General features: G+C 31.9%; 17 protein-coding genes and 6 pseudogenes. 1 reads left to right on the top strand and 22 read right to left on the bottom strand.

Annotation, left to right across the window (positions count from 1 at the left end; translation table 11 throughout):
• Window positions 1–5: 5 nt before the first annotated feature.
• The 7 genes and pseudogenes from DYE57_RS01275 to DYE57_RS01245 all read right to left on the bottom strand — a co-directional run bounded on the left by DYE57_RS01275 (window position 6) and on the right by DYE57_RS01245 (window position 6,203).
• Window positions 6–668, bottom strand: a complete 663-nt coding sequence (locus DYE57_RS01275; RefSeq protein WP_115312576.1) for a Wzz/FepE/Etk N-terminal domain-containing protein — start codon at window positions 666–668, stop codon at window positions 6–8.
• 387 nt (window positions 669–1,055) lie between these two features.
• Window positions 1,056–2,525, bottom strand: a pseudogene (locus tag DYE57_RS01265) (NAD(P)H-binding protein).
• 194 nt (window positions 2,526–2,719) lie between these two features.
• Window positions 2,720–2,821: an SE2200 family small protein gene (locus DYE57_RS01260; protein ID WP_115312574.1), complete on the bottom strand. Its 102-nt coding sequence runs from the start codon at window positions 2,819–2,821 to the stop codon at window positions 2,720–2,722.
• A 291-nt stretch (window positions 2,822–3,112) separates the two neighbouring features.
• Complete coding sequence (locus DYE57_RS12150) at window positions 3,113–3,451, bottom strand: poly-gamma-glutamate hydrolase family protein (protein ID WP_232619702.1); 339 nt, start codon at window positions 3,449–3,451, stop codon at window positions 3,113–3,115.
• Window positions 3,445–3,972, bottom strand: a complete 528-nt coding sequence (locus DYE57_RS12145) for a poly-gamma-glutamate hydrolase family protein (protein WP_232619703.1) — start codon at window positions 3,970–3,972, stop codon at window positions 3,445–3,447. The genes DYE57_RS12150 and DYE57_RS12145 overlap by 7 nt, the downstream gene beginning before the upstream one ends.
• A 246-nt stretch (window positions 3,973–4,218) precedes the next feature.
• Window positions 4,219–5,548, bottom strand: a pseudogene (locus tag DYE57_RS01250) (poly-gamma-glutamate hydrolase family protein).
• 208 nt (window positions 5,549–5,756) lie between these two features.
• Window positions 5,757–6,203 carry a MarR family winged helix-turn-helix transcriptional regulator gene (locus DYE57_RS01245; protein WP_115312573.1) on the bottom strand — a complete coding sequence of 149 codons (447 nt, stop codon included), beginning with the start codon at window positions 6,201–6,203 and terminating at the stop codon, window positions 5,757–5,759.
• Window positions 6,204–6,376: 173 nt separating this feature from the next.
• On the opposite strand from DYE57_RS01245, the gene DYE57_RS01240 reads away from it, so the two are divergent.
• Window positions 6,377–8,020: an alpha-keto acid decarboxylase family protein gene (locus DYE57_RS01240; RefSeq protein WP_115312572.1), complete on the top strand. Its 1,644-nt coding sequence runs from the start codon at window positions 6,377–6,379 to the stop codon at window positions 8,018–8,020.
• 63 nt (window positions 8,021–8,083) lie between these two features.
• Here DYE57_RS01240 and DYE57_RS01235 read toward each other — a convergent pair whose 3' ends face one another.
• The 15 genes and pseudogenes from DYE57_RS01235 to DYE57_RS01165 form a co-directional block, all read right to left on the bottom strand.
• Window positions 8,084–8,473, bottom strand: a complete 390-nt coding sequence (locus DYE57_RS01235) for a serine O-acetyltransferase (RefSeq protein ID WP_238394097.1) — start codon at window positions 8,471–8,473, stop codon at window positions 8,084–8,086.
• 346 nt (window positions 8,474–8,819) lie between these two features.
• Window positions 8,820–9,982: pseudogene (locus DYE57_RS01230) on the bottom strand (CapA family protein).
• A 281-nt stretch (window positions 9,983–10,263) separates the two neighbouring features.
• Window positions 10,264–11,022, bottom strand: a complete 759-nt coding sequence (locus DYE57_RS01225; protein WP_115312570.1) for an alpha/beta hydrolase — start codon at window positions 11,020–11,022, stop codon at window positions 10,264–10,266.
• A 106-nt stretch (window positions 11,023–11,128) separates the two neighbouring features.
• Window positions 11,129–11,554, bottom strand: coding sequence for a hypothetical protein (locus DYE57_RS01220; RefSeq protein WP_115312569.1), 426 nt, complete (start codon window positions 11,552–11,554; stop codon window positions 11,129–11,131).
• Between the two features lie 63 nt (window positions 11,555–11,617).
• Entirely contained in the window at window positions 11,618–11,701 is an 84-nt protein-coding gene (locus DYE57_RS12775; protein ID WP_420802093.1) for a fibrinogen-binding adhesin SdrG C-terminal domain-containing protein, read from the bottom strand.
• Between the two features lie 35 nt (window positions 11,702–11,736).
• Window positions 11,737–12,504, bottom strand: coding sequence for an Ig-like domain-containing protein (locus DYE57_RS01210; RefSeq protein ID WP_115312568.1), 768 nt, complete (start codon window positions 12,502–12,504; stop codon window positions 11,737–11,739).
• 107 nt (window positions 12,505–12,611) lie between these two features.
• Entirely contained in the window at window positions 12,612–12,923 is a 312-nt protein-coding gene (locus tag DYE57_RS01205; RefSeq protein ID WP_115312567.1) for a hypothetical protein, read from the bottom strand.
• Window positions 12,924–13,152: 229 nt separating this feature from the next.
• A pseudogene (locus DYE57_RS12770) lies at window positions 13,153–13,284 on the bottom strand (YSIRK-type signal peptide-containing protein); the annotation flags it as partial.
• Window positions 13,285–13,529: 245 nt separating this feature from the next.
• Entirely contained in the window at window positions 13,530–14,216 is a 687-nt protein-coding gene (locus tag DYE57_RS01195) for a Crp/Fnr family transcriptional regulator (RefSeq protein ID WP_115312566.1), read from the bottom strand.
• A 409-nt stretch (window positions 14,217–14,625) separates the two neighbouring features.
• On the bottom strand, window positions 14,626–16,056 hold the full coding sequence (gene arcD / locus DYE57_RS01190; RefSeq protein ID WP_115312565.1) for an arginine-ornithine antiporter: 1,431 nt from the start codon (window positions 16,054–16,056) through the stop codon (window positions 14,626–14,628).
• A 306-nt stretch (window positions 16,057–16,362) separates the two neighbouring features.
• Window positions 16,363–17,370, bottom strand: coding sequence for an ornithine carbamoyltransferase (gene argF, locus DYE57_RS01185; RefSeq protein ID WP_115312564.1), 1,008 nt, complete (start codon window positions 17,368–17,370; stop codon window positions 16,363–16,365).
• 113 nt (window positions 17,371–17,483) lie between these two features.
• The gene (gene arcA, locus DYE57_RS01180; protein ID WP_115312563.1) at window positions 17,484–18,719 is read right to left on the bottom strand and encodes an arginine deiminase; all 1,236 of its coding nucleotides are present in this window, start codon (window positions 18,717–18,719) and stop codon (window positions 17,484–17,486) included.
• 338 nt (window positions 18,720–19,057) lie between these two features.
• A complete protein-coding gene (locus DYE57_RS01175) occupies window positions 19,058–19,519 on the bottom strand; it encodes an arginine repressor (RefSeq protein ID WP_115312562.1) in 462 nt (153 codons plus the stop codon).
• Between the two features lie 592 nt (window positions 19,520–20,111).
• Window positions 20,112–21,593 (bottom strand): annotated as a pseudogene (locus tag DYE57_RS01170) (M4 family metallopeptidase).
• A 629-nt stretch (window positions 21,594–22,222) separates the two neighbouring features.
• Window positions 22,223–23,169 (bottom strand): annotated as a pseudogene (locus tag DYE57_RS01165) (M20/M25/M40 family metallo-hydrolase).
• Window positions 23,170–23,746 lie beyond the last annotated feature (577 nt).

The following is a 23,746-nucleotide window of genomic DNA, read 5'->3' as shown; positions in this document are numbered from 1 at the left end:
CTCCTTTATTTAATTTTTTGTATTGAACCTAAAACTGGAATACCTAGTTCTTTTTCTACGTCTTCTTCAGTTCTAATACGTTTATCAAAAATTTCTTTAAATGTAATAATTAAAATCGCAACGATTAGTCCTAAAATCAATCCCGCTAGTAAATTCATCATTGTTCTTGGAGATACCTTTTCAGCTGTACCATCTGCTTTTGATAACACAGAAACATTATCTACACTCATAATATCTGGCACATCTTTGCTAAATACTTTTGCAACATCATTAGCTATTTTTTCAGATTTTTTTTTATTTTTACTTTTCACGCCAACATTTAGTAGTTGAGAGTCCGCTTCAGTATTGACGGTTATCATTTTTGATAATTTTTCTGAAGAATACTTTTTATTCTTTTTTGAAACATCGTCTAAAATTCTAGGACTAGTGATAATTTCCGCATATGTATTAACTAATTGAATATTACTTTGGACTTCTTGCGCCATCATTTTCGATTCTTTTTCTTTCTGACTAACTAATATCTGTGTCGTTGCTTCATATTTAGGTTTAAACACTAAGAACGTTAATAAAGTGCTTATTAGTATGAAAATTATTGGAATGATGACTAAGAGTTTCCAATTCTTTTTAATAATCTCCCATATTTTTGTTAAATCTACTGAATTTTCCATATTTCCCTCCAAAAATGCAATTAATTTATCTATTAAAGTTGATGGTGGTTAACAAAATAACACCTTAATTAACAAATATTTATCATAAGTTAAAATGTAATGTTTAAATTTCTGTTAATTTTTTACATTATCAACCTATTTAATTCATAATAAACCTCTTTTTAGAATTTGCTTTTAATTTAATGTAAAAAGCATGTAAATTTTTGTAGTATTACAATATAAAAGATTATTTGTGTAAAGGTTTTCACAAAATAGCCCAATTAATCAAAAAAGATTAACTCGGCTTATTGATGACATTATATAATACTTTAAAAAAGTTTTGTATAAGGAAAAGTTAATTTATTTATTATTTCTGCTATTAGAAAAGCTTGGAAGATTATACTTTTCCTATAATTCTGCATTTGACATACTATGCTTTTTAATTTGATTACGCTTGATGCGTTTAAGCCCTATTAATCCTGCTGTGACAGTCGCTCCTACAACTGAAACGCCGATAAAAATGTTCTTAGACTTACGTCGTCTACCACTCTCACTCTCTTTGAAAGCTAAATGCGCCATTTTGTTTTTAAAGATATTCATAACCATTTTATGCGCTTTCGCCTGCGGAATTCAAAACGTGCATTTCCGCCATTATTAGCATGAGCTAAACCTCCACCAACTATTCTGTATACTACCATTTCATCTGTTGAATCCCTTTCATCACGTTGCATTTTTAAAATAAATTTATTTATCAAAGGTAAGTTCATATTGAATTCTTGTTCATTCATCGTACCTTTAACTAAATGTAAGGTTATATTGTTAATAAATTTTGCATACTCTTTTGTCACATCATTAATTTGTATGACTTTTTAGTATATCAAAACGCGTAATGGCACGTACATCTTTAATTTCTGGTTGCTTTGCCTTCGCTGAAGACGATCGATGAGCAGATGGCCCTTCTTTTTTCTTAGCTACGTTCTACTCTTCATCAAGTGCCCTTTGAGCACTATCTTCAAAAGTAATACGATCCATCGATATTTCTGGAACAATACGTTGTTCATGAGATACCATATTATGAATTAAACTATTCATTAATGGATATACCATCTCTTTCGGCACATTTGAAATCAATTGTACCCAATAACGGCTGACTATAATAGGTATGATTGGTAAATCGAGCATGGGTAGTGGTTTATCTAAAACTTGAGCAGTTCTTAGGATTAATTCCTTATAGTTCATTGTTTCAGGCCCACTGATATCGATGGCTTCATTTTCTGTTGGAGAACAATCAACCATTGCTACTAAACCATTTATCACATCTTCAATCGCTACAGGAGAAATTCTGTTATAAGCCCAACTAGGTAAAATCATTGCTGGCAAACGTTCAACTAAACGTTTAAGAATAGGATAAGAACTACCTTTAGCCCCAATAATCAAACCAGCGCGTAATGTACTTACAGGTATTCCTTAATCTCCAAGGATTTTTTCACATTCGAGACGACTTCTTAAATGAGCTGACAATCGATCAACAATTGGTATAAGGCCCCTCATAAACACGATATGTTTAACTCCTTGTTGTTTTGCAACTCGTGCAAAGTTATCTGCTAACAATGCATCCATATCTTCAAAATTAGCTTGAGTTAGTTTAGCTGAAGGCATCTTTGAGTGAACTAAATAAATAGCCGTATCAATCCCTTCCATAACCTTGGTAATTTCATCTAAATCGAATAAGTCAGCAGCTTTCCATGTCACATTTTGCTCATTGTCCTTGTTACTTATATTTCTAGAAATTGCAATAATTTCGTGTTCTTTTTTTAATTTATCCTTAAGGTGACCACCAATATATCCCGATGCACCAGTTAATAATATTTTAGACATTTGTTACACCCCTAGTTTACATACTTATTCACCATAGAGTCGTTTTTAAATAAAGACTATATTTAATCTAGCTTATCTCTACCTAACCTCCTCATATACCACTTTATTTACCCGAAAATAAAAAAATAAGACAAGATCTTAACAGACCTTGTCTTAACTATTTGATGCTCACTTTAGTAGTCAAGTTGTCAATCTTAGTATTCAATGTTTGGTGCTTGGTTAACATGATTTTGGTATTTTTTGAAACCATAAAATGCTGCACCAGCTAATGCAAAAATAATTGCAAATTTTTTCATCTTATAACACTCCTTTCTAAGATGATATATTATGAACATCTAACTTGTTCAATAGTTAATTACTATTATACACGTTTTATAGATATTTTTAAAAACTTGAATTTCAAAATAACGTAATTTTTTCATATTTTCTAATACTTATTATTCACTTTTATGATAAGGACACTAAGTCTACACATTTTGATTTAAGATATTTTCCTTTTAACAATCACCTTAAATTCTTAAATTTAGTGACGCTAATCATTGAGATATTTATCTGTCTTTACCAGAATCATCTACTTCTTTAATCGCTTAATGAATCGCATCTGAAAATCGATACATTACCGGCGATGACCAATTACTTTTATCTTTCCTTGACTGATGTGATAAGTTCTCATTCACAAACATTGATTTTCTTAAAGCCGTTGTTAGTTCAAGTTGTACACCTTTACTTTTAAGGTCTCTATTAATAAAATTCTTTTTTAAATCTCCCCCTAAATAAGAAGGTGCATTTTTCACTACAAAATGGTGACGCGTCAGTTGTTGTTTAAGTGCATCTTTGAGAGATACATATAAGCCACCAATATAAACAATAGGACGACTCCCTTTAGCACCATGAATTGACACTGCAAAATCTTTTGACTTTACCATATTAAGAAGTTGCGGATCGTTATATAATGTCCTGAAGTAACATGTAAACCTTCAACATGGTGTTTTCTTAACACTGTAAATGAGTAATAATCATAATGATGATGGTTGGAAATATATTTTGTTAGTTCTGTTGTTCCTGCTTCTAAATTACCACCATGAGGAGCAATAATAAGCACATGACTACCAACTTTTTTTATTTCTTTTTTCCAATCTACACCTTGTGTTATGTGCATCAACAATTGAGTCATTGATTTAAAATAATCTTTATGATGGATATCCTCTTGTACTGTATCGGACGATTCTAAATTGACATATGATGACCCTTCTTTGTCTGTATTAAGATTGAAACCTGGAATTAAATGCGAAAATAAATGACGGTGACTGGAGATTTCATTAGTAGGTTCTTCATTTGAATGTACATATTCATATCCGCTTCCAATTCCTATGAATGTTATTAAACTAGCAATAATCAACAATGATTTCTTTTTTCTAGAGGAACTCAGTGATTGTTTATCTTTCAAATCAAACAGTTCCCTTCTTACTTATTAATGAATTTGATAGCTATTTTTTAAATAGAGTTAAGGGGACAATCGTACATATGATACTTAAAATCTAACGACTATACGTAACATCTCTCTATTCTATCTTTATTAATATAAAAAATAATAAGGGCTAACGGAATCATCCTTTAGCCCTATTATGACAACTATAACAATATTGTTAGGTTTCAAAAATATTAAATTGGTAGTAATTCATTTTAATAAAAATTATTTACTCGAATACGTATTGCGTATGCCAGCATATAATCCATTAATAAATGAGTACATTTTAGATGTCCAATTTTTCTCATTTGTACGATTTTTAGTGCTTATATCACCATTCGTAAAGAAAGCTTTTCTTAATGCAGTTGTTAATTCTAACTGAACGCCAATGTTATTATCTTCTCTATTAATAAAGTTATTATTATTTTGTCCTCCAAGATATTCAGGTGGTACTTTTACAGTAAATCCACGTCCAACAAGTTGCTTCTCTATTTCATTTCTTAAATCTGAACGAGGTCCACCAAGGTAGACAATCTCCTCACTACCTGATGCTCCGTGAATCGAAACAGTGGCAGTGCGATTTTTAATCATTTAATTTAATGTTGGATCATCATAATGCGTAGAAGTGACATGTAATTCAGAGTTGTTTTTAGGTTGAATTCCTTCAAATGAATAATAATCATAATTACCTTTATTGGCTAATGCTTTAGTTAATTCTGTTGTGCCTTGTTCAATACTTCCGCCATACGGAGCCCACAATAAGCACTTGATTTCCAGTATCTTTAGTACCTTTTCTCCAATCTACACCTTCAGTTGTTTCTTTTTCTAATTGCGTCATTGATTGGTATTTATCTGTTTTACGTTCTGCAGGTGCCACACCTACTAATTCTTTACTACTATCAATTTTAGAAGTTGTTTGCGTTGAAAGTTGCTTTGCTTTAGTTGTTGTTGTATTAATTTGAGTCGATGAAGTAGGTTGAGTCTTTGTCTTAGAGGGTTGAACGGTTTTAGGTCGTGTTGATGTTGACGTAGATTTTATCTTGCTTGGTTTTGTAGTACTTTTCTTAACTGAAGTTGTACGACTTTTCGTTGGTTGTTGCGATTTTGTTGATGCTTTCGCTTTAGAGATTGGCGACACAGTAATTATTTTATGAGAAGTTGTACGTTTCACAGAAGTAGGTGTTGTTTTAGAACGTGTTGATGTTGATGAAATCTTGCGAGTGGTAGGCAGAGTCTTAGTTGCTGTGCGAGTTTTATTTAAAGTTGTGGGTTTCTTAGTCGTTGTGGCTTTTTTCGTTGATTGAGTTGTAGGTGACTTAACTCTTTTCGTTGATATTGTTCTAGATTTAACAGTTGTCGATTTAACTGAACGTTTAACAGTGTGCGTCGTCTTCTTAGTTGGCGATGACGTAGTTACATGTGTTTGTTGTGTTTTCGTACTTGCATCAGCATACTGATTTAATGAACCTATTGTCCCTATTCCAATAAATACAGTAACGAAGCTTAGCGTCACTTTCTTCATCGAAAAGAAACGTGAACTACTTTTAACTTTCATATCATTTCCCCTTATGAATTATTAATATAAAAACTATACTAACTCATTTATGAAAAAAATCAACAGTTTTTTATTAAGTTGTGAGACACTATTTAATTTTTTACATAATATTAATGATGTTGGAATATTGATGTCACTCATCATTTACACTAAAGAGATATTTTATAAACATTAATAAAGAGCCGATACTTTGAGTATCGACTCTTTGTTAGTCTTCTTTCAAATGTTCAATTGTTTTAAATCCTTCGCGATAATTAGCTAATTCTTCCATTATGGCATACCAATCGTTTCCTACTTTTTGTTGGGTATGTTGAATCAATTCATCTTGAGCTTTATTCAGTTTAAGAATCAGTGTATTCCCTCTTTCTGTAGGGTACAACTTTTTCACACGTCGATCCTTTTCTGAGGTTTGTTCAATAATTAAGCCCTCTTCTTTCAATTTACGTAAAGTCCCATGAGATCCTTGTTTCGAAATTTCTAATGTGATTAAAAGTTCTTTAATTGTAATGCCTGGCAATTTATTGATAAAAAATAAAAAACGATGGTGCTGACGACTCATTCCGTATTGTTCAATAATTTCATCAGCAGTAGTAATAAAAGTCTTATATGCGAAGTAAAACAACATATGTTCATAATCATTTTTATTCTTTGACATATGACACTTTCCTTTTCCGTTCAATACTGTCATTATAATAAACTTTCTACTATTAGTCATCCATTTCAGAAAGGTTTCACTTTTAAATTAGGTCAAGTTAATTGACTTTATTTTCAAATAGGTATATGATCGTAAATGTAATATCAATAAAAAGATAAAGGTGGAGTTAGACTATGAAACAACGCGTAGGACAATATTTAATGGACGCGGTATATGTGGCAGGTGCCGACAAAGTTTTCGGTGTACCAGGCGATTTTAACCTACCCTTTTTAGACGATATAATTTCACATGATCATATCGAATGGATCGGAAATACTAACGAATTAAACGCAAGTTATGCCACTGATGGTTATGCACGTGTCAATGGGATAGGTGCTATGGTTACTACATTCGGAGTTGGAGAACTAAGTGCAGTTAATGGAATTGCTGGTTCTTATGCTGAAAGAGTCCCTGTTATTGCGATTACTGGTGCACCGACTCGTGCTGTTGAAAAAGCAGGCAAATTTGTTCACCATTCACTTGGCGAAGGTTCATTTGATGATTATAGAAAAATGTTTGAACCCATTACTACAGCTCAAGCCTATATCACAACTGAAAATGCTACAATAGAAATTCCAAGAGTAATCAATGCAGCACTTGCTGAACGTCGACCTGTGCATATTCACTTACCTATTGATGTAGCACTAGCAGAAATAGAAGTTTCTGAATCATTTAAACCAGAAGAAAAACAACATGAAGATGTTCAACAATATGGAGATATGTTAGAAGAAAAATTAAAAACAGCTTCTCAACCACTCATTATTACAGGTCATGAGATTAATAGCTTTATGTTGCATAAGGAACTTGAAACTTTCGTTAATCAAACAAACATTCCAGTGGCGCAATTATCATTGGGGAAAGGTGCTTTTAACGAAGAAAACCCACACTATATAGGTATATTTGATGGCGAAATTGCCGAACCTCACATTAAAGATTATGTTAACCAAAGTGATGTCATTTTAAATATTGGTGCTAAATTAACTGACTCAGCAACAGCTGGATTCTCATACAATTTTGATATTGACGACGTTATCATGATTAATCACAAACAATTTAAAATAAATGATACAGTCGTTAACGATATCTCACTACCGGATATGTTAAATGGATTAAAGGATGGAATTCATTACATTAATGAAAATGATTATCCTCAATATCAAAGACCGCAAGCACATAACTATGAATTAAATGATAAACCTCTAACTCAAGAAACATACTTTAATATGATGCAAGATTTCTTACAACTTGATGATGTTCTACTTGCAGAGCAAGGTACATCATTCTTTGGTGCATATGATTTAGCGCTATATAAAGACAACACATTTATTGGTCAGCCATTATGGGGTTCAATTGGTTACACTCTACCTGCAACTTTAGGTACACAAATTGCCAATCCAAAACGTAGAAATGTCTTACTCATTGGTGATGGTTCATTACAATTAACAGTTCAATCACTATCAACAATTATTCGTCAAAATTTAAAACCAGTTATTTTCGTTATTAATAATGATGGTTATACGGTTGAAAGAATGATTCATGGGATGAAAGAACCTTATAATGATATTCGCATGTGGAATTACAAAGCGTTACCTTCTGTTTTCGGCGGAGATCATGTAGAAATTCACGATGTAAATACTTCAGAAGAGTTAATGCATGCATTTGAATCTATTAAATCTAATAATGATTGCATGCGCTTTGTAGAAGTAAAAATGGATGTTAAAGACGCCCCTGCTAAATTAAATAATATCGCTAAAGCATTCGCGTCACAAAATAAATAATTATTTCAAAAAGATTCCATTTAAATGATTATGTCACTTAAATGGAATTTTTATTTATGAATTTTATCTAGTTTGAATTGGTTTAGCAGGTATACCTACCACAGTAGCACCTTCTGGAACATCTTCTATAACTAAACTCATAGCTCCAATTGTAGCATTATTACCTACTTTTATGCCTCCTGCTATGGTGGCATTAGCGCCTATAAGAACATTATCACCTATAACTGGCGTACCATGCTTACCTCTTCCCCCAACAGTTACATTTTGTAGTAATTTACAATTTTTTCCAATAACAGCTTTTTCGTGTATCACGCATCCTAAACCACTATGAGCAAATTTTGTACCTTGCCCAATCTGAACTGATCTAGGTATATCTGTGGCAAATATCAATCGATTTAACTGCTGCATAAATCTAGGAACGAAAGGCACATTCTTAGAGTATAATTTGGTCATTAAAAAAACAGATTTATTCATTAGTGACATATTCTCATTCCTCTACAGTATATTTTCAACTACACTTTATCGTATTCATTTAAAATTTACCTTAAAGTTATATCGAGTTTCAAATTTATTTCTATTATAAAAATTTACACACCAAACTAATTAATATCTTCTAAAATTTGTTCTCCCTCATCTTGTTTGACAAGTCTTCCTCTCACAAACTTTATGATTATTTCAATAAATACTGATCTAAAAACAATTATCTTAGAATTCATATTTCAGTTTCGCGTGAAACACTTTAGTATTATTTACCACTGAAATCTGTATTTTATTTTCAAGTCTGAATAAATTGACTATGTTAAAAACTTTTATCATCTAAAAATTGTGGGTCAATCACTGATTGAGTGATATCTCGTAATCGTTTTTTAGTCATATTCATACCATTAATATAACGTCGACCATGTTTTTGAATTTCTTTGTCTGTATAATCATTTAACAATTTTACTTTAAATTTAGTTTTAGAATGTTTATTGTAAGGATTTGCTAACTCATAATGATTAACCATGCTTCTCCATTTCACATTTTGAACATGTACACCTGTAGGTTTTTTTACTAGCTGAAAATCTATACGTCCCAAAAGGTCATTACTTTCATTTCCTGTTGATTGACCATTCAAGAAATTGCCTAACGAATAAGCGACAAGTGTTTGATTTCCCTCTTTTCCTTTAACCCATTTAACTGACTCAATCACATGCGGGTGCGTGCCAAACACCACATCTACCCCAGCATCTGCAAAAATTTGCGCATACTTTTTTTGAGTAGGATTAGGTTGATGGCTTCCTTCATTTCCCCAATGCGCGCAAACAAAGACTACATCGGATTGTTGCTTAGCTCTTTTAACATCTTTTTTATCTTACTTTCATTAAAGGTGTTTACGGTGTAGTTATTAGTAGTCATATTATTTAAACCAAATGTATAGCTTAATAAAGCAATTTTGACCCCATTAACTGTCATAGTTGGAACCTTGTTTGTTCCTTTGTAGATAAATAAACGCCCGTAAATAAAACTTTATTTCTAAATTTATCCCAAGTATGAATATGATTTTTAACGCCTTCTTCTCCCTGATTCAAATGCATGATTATTAGCACCATTCACAAAGTTAAAACCTGTATCCACTAAGTCATGTGCAATACTACTAGGTGTATTGAAATTTCTAAAACCTGAATATGGTCGGTCATCACCACCTAAAGGGGACTCTTGATTAACAAAAGCAACATCAGCTTTCTGGATATCCGTTTTAATAGGTTGATACATGGGTTTAAAATTATAGCTATTCTCACCTGTTTGAGCATCTTCATAAAATTCTGGATGAATCAAGTTATCTCCCACTGCAACGACGTTCACTGTTTGACTTAAATTTTTATTACTCCCATAATTTTGATTAAACGAACATCCACCAATAATCAACAAAACCAAAAATAATAAGATTGAATAAACATAATATTTAAACACTGCTATCACTCCGTTGAGTTAAGTTCCCTTAATATAACTATTTATCCCAATCATATCTTTATTTATATTTTTTAAAAAAGTAAAATTTTATTTTTTAGTTTCTTAAAAACATTTATTCACTCAATAATATTAATAAATTATGAAATCAAGAGTAATATAATGTATGAAAATATAATAGCCTCAAATCTTAAAATAACATGGGTAAGACGAAAGAGCTTATGATTTTAGAACACTGTTGCTTAGTGTCATAAATAAAAGCTTTATATCTTACCCTTTTCATTAAAAATTTTTTATTCTACAAACCATTCAATAGCTCTTTTTATCGCCTTATCCCAATAGGCATAGTTGTGCTCGCCTGAGCTATCTTCAAATGTATACGGTATTTTCTTTTCATCTAAATTACGAATGAATTCTATATTATCTTCGTAAAGGAAGTCTTCTTTACCACACATTATAAGTAATTTAGGAATTTCTACTTGATTTTCAACCGCTTTATTAAGCAGATGATATGTATCTAGTTCTGTTCCATTAATATTAGTGTTTTCGCCTGTAATAGATTGGGCTGAAAAATCAATCCAGTCTAAATCTATAAAATGTTGGGCCTGGAATACAGCAGAAAGTGGCGCAGCTTTAGCAAATTTATCACTTTGAGTAAGCGCAAATTTAATAGTGCCATAGCCTCCCATTGAGTGACCAGCAATAAAATTGTCTTCTCTATTTTTTGATAGTGGAAAAATTTGATGCACATATTCATAAATTTCAAGAATATAATCATAGTAACTATGACCATACGCCATATTGGAATAACCGCTATGATTAACATTAGGCATGATAATAGCGAGTTGATGCTCATTCGCATAACGTTCAATACTGGTATATCTTACGTACGTTGTTTCATCACTAGATAAACCATGCAATAGTAAGAGCGATTTAAGTTGTTTAGAAGGTTTTGAACTATCAAAATACGTAGCATCTTCTGGTAAGATGACCGTTAAATTTTGATGCATACCTATCGTTGGTGAACTATAATTTAATGTCATTAAAGCCATATTGCTTCACTCCTTTATAGTGTTACCTCTTATTTTACCTTTACTCTTTATTTTTTCATAGAAAAAACCGAGCTTAGTATGCTTGGGCTAATGACTAAAATTCGAGTTAATCATTTTTGTTTTTTCGTCTGTTTCTGTAGAGAAATAACAATCCTAGAAGCGCTAGCAAACCGCCAAATAGTGTACCATTATGAGCTATGTCGTTACTATCACCAGTATCAGGAAGATTTTGTCTATGATTTTGATTGTGATGTGCTTGCTCACCATGATTTCGTACTGATTGTTGAGAGTTTGGAGTATGATTATCATGATGTGGCGTTACTCCTATTGAATCGGAATCACTTTCTGAGTCTGAGTCGCTGTCCGATTCTGAACCACTTTCTGAATCAGAGTCACTGGCTGAATCATAATCACTGTCGGAATCTGAACTACTATCTGAGCCTGAATCACTACCAGGGTCTAAATCTCCATCTGCCGAACCACCAGTAGGTTTAACGATATTTTCGTTATCCCAATAGAATTGACGTACCACGCCATCAGCAGTTTCATTTGTTTCGGATACTCTTGTTTTTACATTCTGTCCACTTTCAGCCTCTTACTTACCTTCAACTTGAATGATATATGCATTATCGATATCGCCAAACTGAATATTTACTGAATGATTATCATTATAAGTAATCCATCCGTTGAAATCGTTAGTTACATCGACAAGGTTTAAACTATTGAATTATATAAATCATGTTGCATAGGATTAACATATACCCTCTGTTTTAAATCATTACTACCTGAATGAAGATCAACATCAGTAATAAATGAACTTATATTAGGACCATTGTCATCAGAAATACCTTGTACAGGAGAATCATAATTAATATTTAATGTCTCTGAATAGTCTTTTCCAGCTACATTAAAGGAACTATAATAATTACCACTATTAGGTGTAGTCTTTCTATCGGTAAAAATTGGTAGCCTAAAATTACCTTTAATATTATTTCTATCATTCACATAATTAGTAAAGGTGTATTTCACTATTTTACTATTAACATCATATACACCGGTAGCTACTACGTCCCCGTCTGCGTTAGTTAATGGCTTTAATTTCATTAAATTACCTAACTTTTCATAGTTTACATCACCATTGACCGTTACATGTTCTGGATATTGTACGGTAAAATAGTCTCCTTCTTTAACTTTACCATTCACAGTAAAATCTGCATTTAGATTTGAATAACCACTTTGGTTAGGATCAAATGTTTTGTTTGTTACATTAAAATTATCAATATTAACTTGATTGTTAACATGAGCTCCTTGTTGTTCAGTCTCAGCACTATTAGTTGCTGAAGTATTCACTGGATGCGCAAATCTAGAAATTGTTCTAGGTGTGGCTTGTACTTCTTTAGTTTCACTTTGATTTGCATTATCATTCGATGGTGAATTTAAAAGTGTTCTTGTAAATGTGCTTGCTTTTAATTCATTTGGCATTTCTATATTTTTTTCAGATTTTAATACTGATGTATTTAATGATGTAGCATCTTGTGGTGTTAAAGTATGTGGTAATTGGTCCTTTGATTTTTGATGTTGTTCTGAAGTTAAACGTGGCTGTAGTGAAGATGAATTCGTTGATGAGAGTCGAGGACTTGAGATAATATCTCTTGGTTCTTAGGTGATTCAATTGATTCCTTATCTTTTATTAAATCGTCATTTTTAAATAAATCTGTATTATCAGAAAGCGGTTCTGAATCATTATCTGATATAGTTGTTGCACTATTGTGAGTTAGGGTTGTCTCATTTACTTTCTTGTCGTCGTTATCTGTTTCAGTCGCTTTATCTTGAATCGCTATTACCATATTATTCCGAAGTGTTTCTTGGTTGCTATCAGTTGAACTAGACTCATCTGACATTTCATTTATATTACGTGTGTTGGTATTATGACTTGTTGATTTAACATTGTTTGGGCTTTGTTTGATGTTTCATCAGTTGTGCTTAAGTCATGTGCTAAATTGACTTTATCTTGCACATCATTATTGTTTTGTGTGGATTGGTCCTTTTTTAAATCTTGACCTGACCTGCTTGATTAACAGTTTCATTTTCAGCGTTAAGATGATCAGTTATAGTCACAGATGCATCAGTCGTATTCTCCGCTTTCTTCGCTTCATGATGATTAATTCCGAAGACTAAAGTTGTGCCAACTAATATCGAAGCCGTTCCTATTGTAAATCTCCTTATAGAATACTTGTTTTGTCTATTAGGTAAAAAATCCATTCTTTTTTTCAAATATATCACTCCCTAAAAAAGCGATAGCTAAATTATTTCGGTTGAAAGTAAATTAACTATCGCTTAAATAATATTTTATAAGAATCAAGTGTAAGTCATTGTAGTATTAGTAACTTGATTATTTTAGTTAATGTATTATGAAAATTAAGGTAAGTTTAACATTTGTCATTAGAATATTTATAATGACTTAATATTTTAAATAAGCTGGTTGGATTATCAATAGTTGGTATAATTTATAACTCTTTGCTAATCAACCAATTTTTATTACTTTTAAATAAGATTTTCTCTTCACGAAGTTCATTAACGATATGACTTGTTGTCTCTCTAGAAATTCCAGCCATATCGCTGAGTAATTGTATTGTCATAAACTGTTTAATTTCATAGAATTCCTCATTGTCGTACCCTACTGTATGACATAGATAACGTAATATCTTAGTCACGCGTTCTTTCGCAAGTTTGCTTGTTAATGCCATATTATATTCAATATGTTGGCACTGGGTTTCACTTAGTAATTCGAACAATCTTACGAAAATATCTTCATGATTTTTACATAAATATTCAATTAAATCACGAGGAATACCAATAACTTTACAATCTGTCAAAGCGGTACACATTTCATTTGGCACTTTATCTTGAAACAAATTATTCAAAGGAAACAGTACTTTCTCTCTATTTAAATAACGATAAACATCGCCATTCAAATTAAAATTTTCTCTCATAATATTTCCATTGAGTAATAAGTAAACATGTGTTGTTTCATCTGATGAATAGTATACAATTTGTCCTTTGCTATAATGTCTTACGAAACACTGACTTTTAAATGGAAGTAAGACACCTACAGGAATATGAATGAACGATGCTAATTGTTTAAAACTTTCATCAAGTTCATTTTCTCTACAAAAGATTTGATTTCCAGCCATAAAAATAAACTCCTTACTACCTTAGGCTACTGGCAATGGGGAACTCTGAAACATCTCTCATTACAAAGTTAATTAAAGTGTCCAAGGATAACTGTTTGAGTAATGTCTCTTGTTGATTAGGGGGCCATCGTTCTTGTCACACCAATAACTCAAGCTTCAACATTTACATTTAGTTACGTACTACTTGCTCTTTGAACGTTTGCTACGTACTTTAATGAATGATTACCTGTTTAATATTTTCACTACTATTTTGTCTTGTTAGAAATTTATTATTTATTAATGAGCGTATTTACGGCATCACATTTAATTATCATTTAAACTTTCAATGATGATATAAATGAGTCTGTACCAGATCATTTTATAGCATAACCTTTTGATGCCTTATAAGTTAAATCTTTGTCTATAATCTTTAGAACACGTTAATGGCTCCACTGCATAATCTTATTAGACCAATCACTGCTAAGATAACAATGATGATAAAGAAGATGTAATCGACACGAGTCAGACGTGTTTTATTGTTTTTCTGAACATTTGCATAAACAATAAGTCCTGGAATATAAAGTAACATTGTAAGTAATAAATAATCTATTCCCGACGCATAAACGAGCCATATTGCGTAAACAGAGGCGAGAATACCAATTATCCATTGTTTAGGTGTAGCTGCTTGTTTGTGCTCAATTGTATATTTTACTTGGTAAAAGGCACTAAACATGTATGGATAAAGTATAGCGCTTGCTGCTAGAGAGAATGCAAATTGATATGCACTTTGAGTGAATACCATACTAATTAAGAAAATTTGTACTAATATGTTAGTAATTAATAATGAATTAACAGGTGCACCATTGTTATTTTCTTTAGCAAACCATTTAGGAAATAGTCCATCTTTAGCAACGATAAATGGTAATTCACCAGCTAGTAACGTCCATCCTAACCAAGCACCTAATACAGATATAATGAGTCCAATATTGACTAATGTAGAACCCCAATCACCAACGATATAGGCTAACACATGTGCCATGGATGGAGCACCGAGTTTTGAAATATGGTTTTGTATAATAATACCTTGTGCTAGTACAGTTAATAAAAAATAAATTAATAGCACTGAAATTAAACCTATCACTGTCGCACTACCAACGTCTTTTTTATGTTTAGCTCGACTTGAAAAGACAACGGCACCTTCTATTCCTATGAATACCCATACTGTTACAAGCATTGTACTCTTAACTTGAGACATAGTATCTCCGAAATTAAATGGTAATGCTCCATGGGCATCCATACCAAAGAATCCAGTTTTAAAAGTCTCAAAATTAAAAGCAACTAACATACATATAATTACTAATAATATTGGAATTAATTTAGCAACAGTCACAATACTATTAATAAAGGCTGCGGTTTCAACACCTTTAAGTATAAGAAAGTGGACTCCCCATAATAAAATGGAGGCTACTATAATACTAGGTATAGTATTACCACCTTTAAATATAGGGAAGAAATTCCCTATTGCTGACATGAGTAGCGTTGCATAAGCGACATTACCTAAAAATGCTGAAAACCAATATCCCCAAGCACTTGCAAAACCTATGAAATCACCAAAACCTGCTTGTGCATAACTATAAATACCACCATCTAAATCTGGTCGCTCATTGGTTAAATTTTGAAATACAAATGCTATTGAAATCATACCTATAGCTGTGATTATCCATCCAATAATAACTGCGAGACCACCTGCATGCCCCCCCATATCTGACATAATATTGAATGCACCGCCACCAATCATTGAACCAATAACTATACCTATTAACGATGATCGACTTAACTTTTTATCTCCTGATTCACTCATATTCATTTCTCCTTTAGAAGTAGGGATTTGCGTAATCCCACTTCACATCTTTCTATTTTTTTCATGGATGGTAATGTCATTGATTTAAATTCTTTCAAATAAGTGTCTGATAGTTTTCAAGGTATGGTGGAAAGGTGTGAAAATCGTGACGATTTTTAATTGTTATAGTAAGATTGAGGCCTTCATCGTCATCAAATCACTATATTTGAATTATTTAAAGATGTGTCATCATTTGTATACGTCGTTTCATTTATAATACAAATGGTTCAAATGTTCTTTCGCAAAGTATTTTAGTTTTTTAATAAACTAGCCTAAAGTAGCTGCCATCACAGCTTTAATCGTATGCATGCGATTTTCAGCTTGGTCAAATACTCTAGAATGTTCACTTCTAAAGATTTCGTCTGTAACTTCCATCTCAGTTAAGCCATGGTTTTCAAAAATTTCTTGCCCATATTGTGTTTTTGTATCATGAAAAGCTGGCAAACAGTGCAAAAAAATTGTGCTATGTTTACCGGTTAAGTTGAACATTTTTCTATTGACCTGATAATCCTTCAATAGATTAATTCGTTCTTCAAATTCACTTTCTTCACCCATAGATACCCACACATCGGTATAAATTACGTCTGCATCTTTAACTGCAACGTTAATTTGATCAGTCACTTGAACTGAACCTCCATATTTAGACGCTTGATCTTTAGCAATATTTAAATATGTTTCATTAGGTTTTAATAATTGAGGTGTACATATTTTCACATTAACACCAAGCATGGCTCCTGCTACCATTAATGAATGTGCAATATTATTGCGGCCATCTCCGACATAAGTAAGATGGATGCCTTCTAAATAACCAAAGTTCTCTTTAATGGTCATAAAGTCAGCTAGCATTTGGGTAGGATGCCAGTCATCAGTCAACCCATTCCATACAGGTACTCCAGAGAATTCTGCTAATTCTTCAACTGTCTTTTGAGAGAATCCTCTAAATTCTATACCATCGAACATTCTTCCAAGTACTTTTGCAGTATCTTCAACAGATTCTTTTTTTCCTAATTGAATATCATTTTTACCTAAAAATTCTGGGTGTGCACCTAGATCGATAGATGCGACTGTGAATGCGGCACGTGTACGTGTTGACGTTTTTTCAAAGAGTAACGCAATGTTTTTTCCTTCTAAATAACGATGTGGTGTGCCTTGTTGTTTATACATTTTTAACGTCATGGCAAAATCGATTAAACCTTCAAACTCTTCATTGGTAAAATCACTTTCTTTAAGTAATGACCTACCTTTTAAATTGAACGGTTTCCGGATTTTTTCCATAATATACGCCCCTTTCATTAATTAAGTCGCTGTAAAATTAATTAACTTTTGATGAATATCACTGTGAGGTCGATCTATTTCTATGTGAACACTCCCAAGTTATATATCATTAATTATAAATCTTCTCTAAATAGTGGTTGGCTCATACATCTTGGGCCCCCACGTCCGCGAACAAGTTCGCTTCCTGGAATTTCAATAACTTTAATTCCTCGTTTTCTTAACAGTTCATTAGAAACGTAGTTGCGGTCATAAGTAACTACTACTCCAGGTCGAATACATAGTGTATTTGATCCATCATTCCATTGTTCACGCGCTCCATCTATGACATCGCCATTACCAGTTGGAATCAACTCAATATTATCGACGCCAAGTACTTCTTCTAATGTTTGTTTAAGATGACTTGAATGCTTAATCTTAATGTCATTTTTATCTTCATCTTGTTCGATAATAAAGATGTTCATATTACCTTCTGATTTAAGTATCGCTGAGTGAGTCGTAAACTTATCAAAATCAATCATCGTGCAAACTGTATCTAAATGCATGAAAGTACGACTTGTTGGAATTTCAATTGCTACAACTTTTTTAAAAGTTGATAAAGGGGATTGGAAAATACGGCGTGCTAAGCGTTCGATTGCTTGCGCTGACGTACGTTCTGAAATACCAATTGCAAGTACTTCTTTAGAAAGGACAAGTTCATCTCCACCCTCGATATTAAATGGACAATCACGATCTAACCACACTGGTACTTCTGCATCTTTAAATCTAGGGTGATGTTTTAAGATATATGAAATGAAGATAGATTCTCTTCGTCTAGCTCTCCAAAACATGCGATTTACTGTCATACCTAGTCCTATTGAAGCTTGAGGATCGCGAGTGAAATATAAGTTTGGCATTGGATCTAAATAGAAAGGATATTTATCATCCATATATTCTACAAGGTGTGTGGATTCTAATTGTATTTCTTCTTTACGCACACCAGCCATAACTTTATTGATTAACTCTTGGTTAGATAGTGTAGAGAATAATTTTTTTATTTCTTTCTCATGACCAAGAATTGTTTTGCGAGATTCTGCGAGTACATCATTGATGAATTGCTCTCTAATTTCTGGTTCTTTAATACTCTCAGCAGCAAGTTTCTCAAGATATAATACTTCTACTCCTTCATCTTGTAAGACTTTAGCGAACCGGTCATGCTCTTGTTGCGCAACTTTCAAGAAAGGAATGTCATCGAAAAGTAAGCCATCCAAATAGTCAGGAACTAAATTTTCTAATTCTTTTCCTGGACGTTTGAGCAATACAGTTTTAAGTTTCCCAATTTCACTGTTAACTTGAATAGGTCCATTTGCCATATTCATTTCCTCCTTTTCTTTAACTACATCCTAAGTATATTGCGTATTATTTAAACAATATGTGATTAAACTCACAAGACCAATGTAGAAAGTTTTGTACAATTTGGTTATTCAATACATAAATATGAGTGAATATACATTAAGATTTGGTGTTTCCGCTTGGAAAATGAATAATTGGCTTATAATAGAATCATAAACATTTAGATAAAAAGTTTTTTATTCACTTAAATGAATAGTTAGTCATTAAAAAGTACAATGTTTTAGAAAAATAAAACGATCTAATAAACGGATGAATGCGTTTACCAGGTCTAAAGATAAATCTAAATAATTATAAATTTTTATGAATAATTATGATTAAATATTTTATAATAAACATACTCAGCCACTGCTTGTGAATGTGCGAGAATCATAATTGTATCATTACCACTGATTGTTCCAACTATTTCTTTCAGTTGCAATTGATCAATGTAATAATTAATGCTCTGTGCAAATCCTGGTGACGTCTTTATTAGTATATACGATTCTTTGATGATAGTGCTAATAATTTCTGTTTCAAGGTAATCATCTAGCTTTAACTTAGCGTCAATTTGCGATTGATTATTGAGTATTTTGTATTCAAATTGATTTGCGCTAGCTGGAAGCCGGAAAATATTTAGTTCTCTAAGATCTCTTGCGATTGTTGTCATACTATAACGAATACCAAAGTGATCATAGATATAATCAATAATATCTGCTTTTTTATAGATGTGATTTTGTTTAACAATCATGGTTACTAAATCTTGTCGTTTACTCTTTTTCATTTAATGATAAACTCCTCTATACATCTAATTTATATTGAGTTATATTTTAATTTATCTTTTTATTTAAAAATATTTTATCATTTTATTGTTAAAAGTTTATGAGAAAATATGCAAGACTTTGTGACAGAATATGTAATGTTATTTTAGCACAAATAAATTGTTATACGTTTAGAGTATTATTAACTTATTTTCGTTGATGAGCCAGATTTATATTGATACTGAAATAACAGATATAGGATTGATAATTTATGATACTTCCTATATTTCAACTGAAAAAAGCTCATTTAATTTTCATCTTACATTGAATGAAGCGAAAACTTACATTGCACGCACTATCAACTAATATTTTTTAGTAAATCATCTTTCTTCGGATAGAAAAACCGTAGTCTGCCTTAATATATATAAGCCCCTTACTCCAAGGCATGAGTAAAGGGCTCGTGAGGTTAATAATGTCTAATCAAGGATTTAGTTTAAATAAGGCGATTGACATTGTAAATGTTTAACATTAATTCTTGTTTAATTAAGGCGTTTGTCATTTCAATTTATTGATACTAATTTACTTCTTGTTTATTGAATATTGATATTTTTTGGTTTAGACACCAACGCTGTCCCAAGCTTGTCCAACTTGTTGAGCAACACCGTCGCCATATAAGTCTTGTGCCGCTTGTTGTAATGCAACCTTAGCATCTTTAAAATCTGCATTAGATGTTAAGTATTCTGTTAAAGCTCTGTAGTAAATTTGTTCTGAACGTTGTTCACCTACCGTACGAATTGTATTATATGCAGCTTTGTTTGGAATACTTGAGTTAGTATGCACACCACCGTTGTCTGAATTAGTGTAAACGTAGTCATCCATATGAGATGGTTGACCAAATTGTTCTGGATTAGATATACTTCTTAAAGCATCTCCATAACGACCTGTAGTATACACATCTTCACCCATTAAGAAATCTTCATCATCTACAAAGTATCCGAAGACATCAGAGAAACTTTCATTTAATGCTCCTGATTGGATACGATACACTAAATTAGCAGTTTGTTGTGTAACACCATGAGTGATTTCATGTGCAGCAACATCATTTGCACCAGATAGCGCAGTAAATGTGCGTCCATCTCCATCACCGTAAATCATTTTGTCGCCGATCCATGCTGCATTGTTTCTATTATTTTGACCGTGGAAGTTATTAACGTGAGCTAATGAGATGATTGGGCTACCGTGATCATCATAAGACTCTCTTCCAAATGTATTTTTATAGTAATCATAAGTTTCTTTAGCATAATAGTTCGCGTCTACACCTGCACGTTGATCGTCATCAACAAAGTTCTCGTCATTATCTTGCATAAGATATGCTTGACCTGTGCTGTCATTGTAATCATAAGCAGAGAGCTGACCTTGATGAGTTAAATCCTGAAGAGCATATCCTCCATTAATACTGTTAATATTAATTTGTTTTGTATCTCCTAGCACTCCTTTTCCAGTACCAGTTGTAGCTGCTTCATTTAACATGTTAAGTTTATCAACTACTTTACCTGATTGAGCATCAATTTTGACGTTCCAATGTGTAATTTTTGGTGAAGTTGTAATGATTTCAACGTTGTATGCGTATTTATTCTTCTCTCCGTCAATCTCAACTTTGTTTTGTTTGATGACATCGCTCTTAATGTTTTTAGCTTTATCACGATTAAGATTTACCGCTTCAAAGGCTTTGTTAGCCGCATCATCTTTGCTTAATGATACTTTGTTCGTTGGTTTCACTTTTTTAGCGTCTGTGTCACCATTAATAAGTACAACTTTACCATCTTTGTTAGTATGGACTTTCACTTCTTTGTCAGTAGCAAAAGTGTTTTCTACTTTAGGTTGTAAAGTGTAGTGAGTAAAACCTTTACTATCCTTTTTAGTATCAGTAACTGCATAATCTTTGTAGAGATTCTTAACATTTTGCGAATTAGGTAACTCTTTTAATGCAGTAGGGGCTTGCGTTTGTTGAGTCACTTTCGCATCAATGTCTTAAGTAGCTGATACCTTCTCCTTAGCATTTGTATCCATATTAACTAAGGAACTTGCAACTGTAATATATTTTTTAGAAAGTAAATGGAATTTTCATTTTATTAACATAATTATCAATTATAATTTTTTGTATAAATAAGTTTTTAATTATTGCAACTAATTATTTTATTATTTAAATTTAAATATTTTTATATAAATTATTTTTATTAATGAATTTGTAGTAAAATTAATAATTATATTATGTTTAATATTATTTGGTGTAATTCAATTATATCCAATCGCTTTATCTACAAGGACTTTAAATAAAATAATAAACCCCTTAGAATTAATTAAGAGGTTCTCAAGAGATATTATCAAATTATAATTGATTGAATTAAAATAATATTTATTATTTGTAATCATAAAAAAATAAATTCTTACAGAGTACATAAACGGAAAGCAATTTATTTAATTTTCAGTTCTTATTGTACTGTATACAGTTTTCAAAGGACTAAAACTACTCCAATCATTTTGCATTTCAAAGAATCAGAGCTCATGTCAAACTTAATTGTACATACTTTATAACTATTATTTTACTCTTACCATATTTAGATGTATTTAAACTTTTCTATAAGATAGTTAAACCTATATAATAAAAACACCCCACTTGTATTTAAAGTGGAGTGCCAAACTAATATCTTCTATTGTAAATATATTTAAACTTCGGTAGTATATGATGTCAGAAAATCAATATAATAATCTATAAAGTCTAGATAATTTTGCTTGTCTACATATTCATCAATTTGATGTGGGCCTACACCTGGTCCAAACATTAAAAATGGAAAATGTTCATCCTTACCACGTAATAAATTTGAAACATCAGTAACTGCTACTGTAGGCGTAGTTATCAAGCCTGTTTCCTTAGAAAAATGTTGTTGTGCCTTCTCTAGCCCAAGTTCTACTAAACGATTTTTGCCAGTAGTGACAACTGGTTCTAACTCAAGATAAATCTCTTGAGTTAAAGTTGCACCATTTTCATTAGCCTGTTGTAAATAGTTGTTAAATAATTCTTTTACTTTTTCATTATTATATTCAGGTATCGTGCGTACATTAAATTCAGCAGTAGCAAAGTCAGGTAATGAGTTTACTTGAGTACCTCCTTTAACAATACTGTTAGTCATGACTAGTCCTTCAATCAACTCTTTAGCTTGTGCCTTAGTAATATGTTCAGGAAGTTTATCCTCTAATTTATTAACCATATTACTAAAATCTAAAGAATTACTCTTAGCTGACCACTCTCTTTAATTTCGATAAGCGCTATAGCTAAAGCCGCTAATCCAGATTTCATATCAGCAGCACCCCGACCATATAAGTAGCCATGATCTTCAGTTAGTTTAAAAGGCTCATAAGCCCAATCTTCATGATTCCCCTCTGCTACGACATCCATATGTCCTGAAATACCAATAACTGGTTGCCCTGAACCAATAGTAGCAATTAAGTTAGCCCGACTATCTGATGCCTCATCTATATGTGAGTCAATATCATATTTATCAAACCATGTTTGTAAGTACTCTGCGACTTCTAATTCATTGTCGTTAACCGTTTCAATTGCAACAATGTCTGACAGAATTTTAACTTTTTCCTCTTTAGTTAATACACCCATAAAAATATACCACCTTTCAAAAATGCTATACCCTTCTACTTTGAAAATGAATTATCCAATCATTAATCTAACATGTTAAAAATAATTGATTAAAACAAAAAACATCATTAATAAGAAAACACACAGTTTCAGTATAGCTTTAAAAATTAGAAATGGGTATGACTCAAGTCTATATCTATGATGTTCACCCTAATAGTATTATAGCAATTTTCCATAATATGATTATTTTTAAAGTGAGTAGACAGAATTTATATTGAATTCGTTGTCTCAGCCCCAAACCCCAACTTGCTTTGTATGCTGAATTTCTGATGAAATTCTTTATGTTGGAGCCCCTATAGTTGAAAAAATCTTAGTATAGATTCATTTTTTGACTGCCAATACGTAAAACGCCTGAGACATTATGTCCCAGGCGCTTAATAATGTAATATTCCAAGTATTCATCTTAGAATATTCTAAGTTGTTATATTTAATTTTAAATCTATATAAAGTACTAAATGTTGAAGTAATTAATATTGCCGTTTTACATAGTGTATAGTTCATTTTTTGAAATTACATGTAAACAGCATATGTTAAGCTA

The sequence above is a fragment of the Staphylococcus saccharolyticus genome (assembly GCF_900458815.1).
GTDB lineage: Bacteria > Bacillota > Bacilli > Staphylococcales > Staphylococcaceae > Staphylococcus > Staphylococcus saccharolyticus.
The sequence above is the reverse complement of the archived record's forward strand: the minus strand, read 5'-3'. Positions and strand labels throughout refer to the sequence as shown.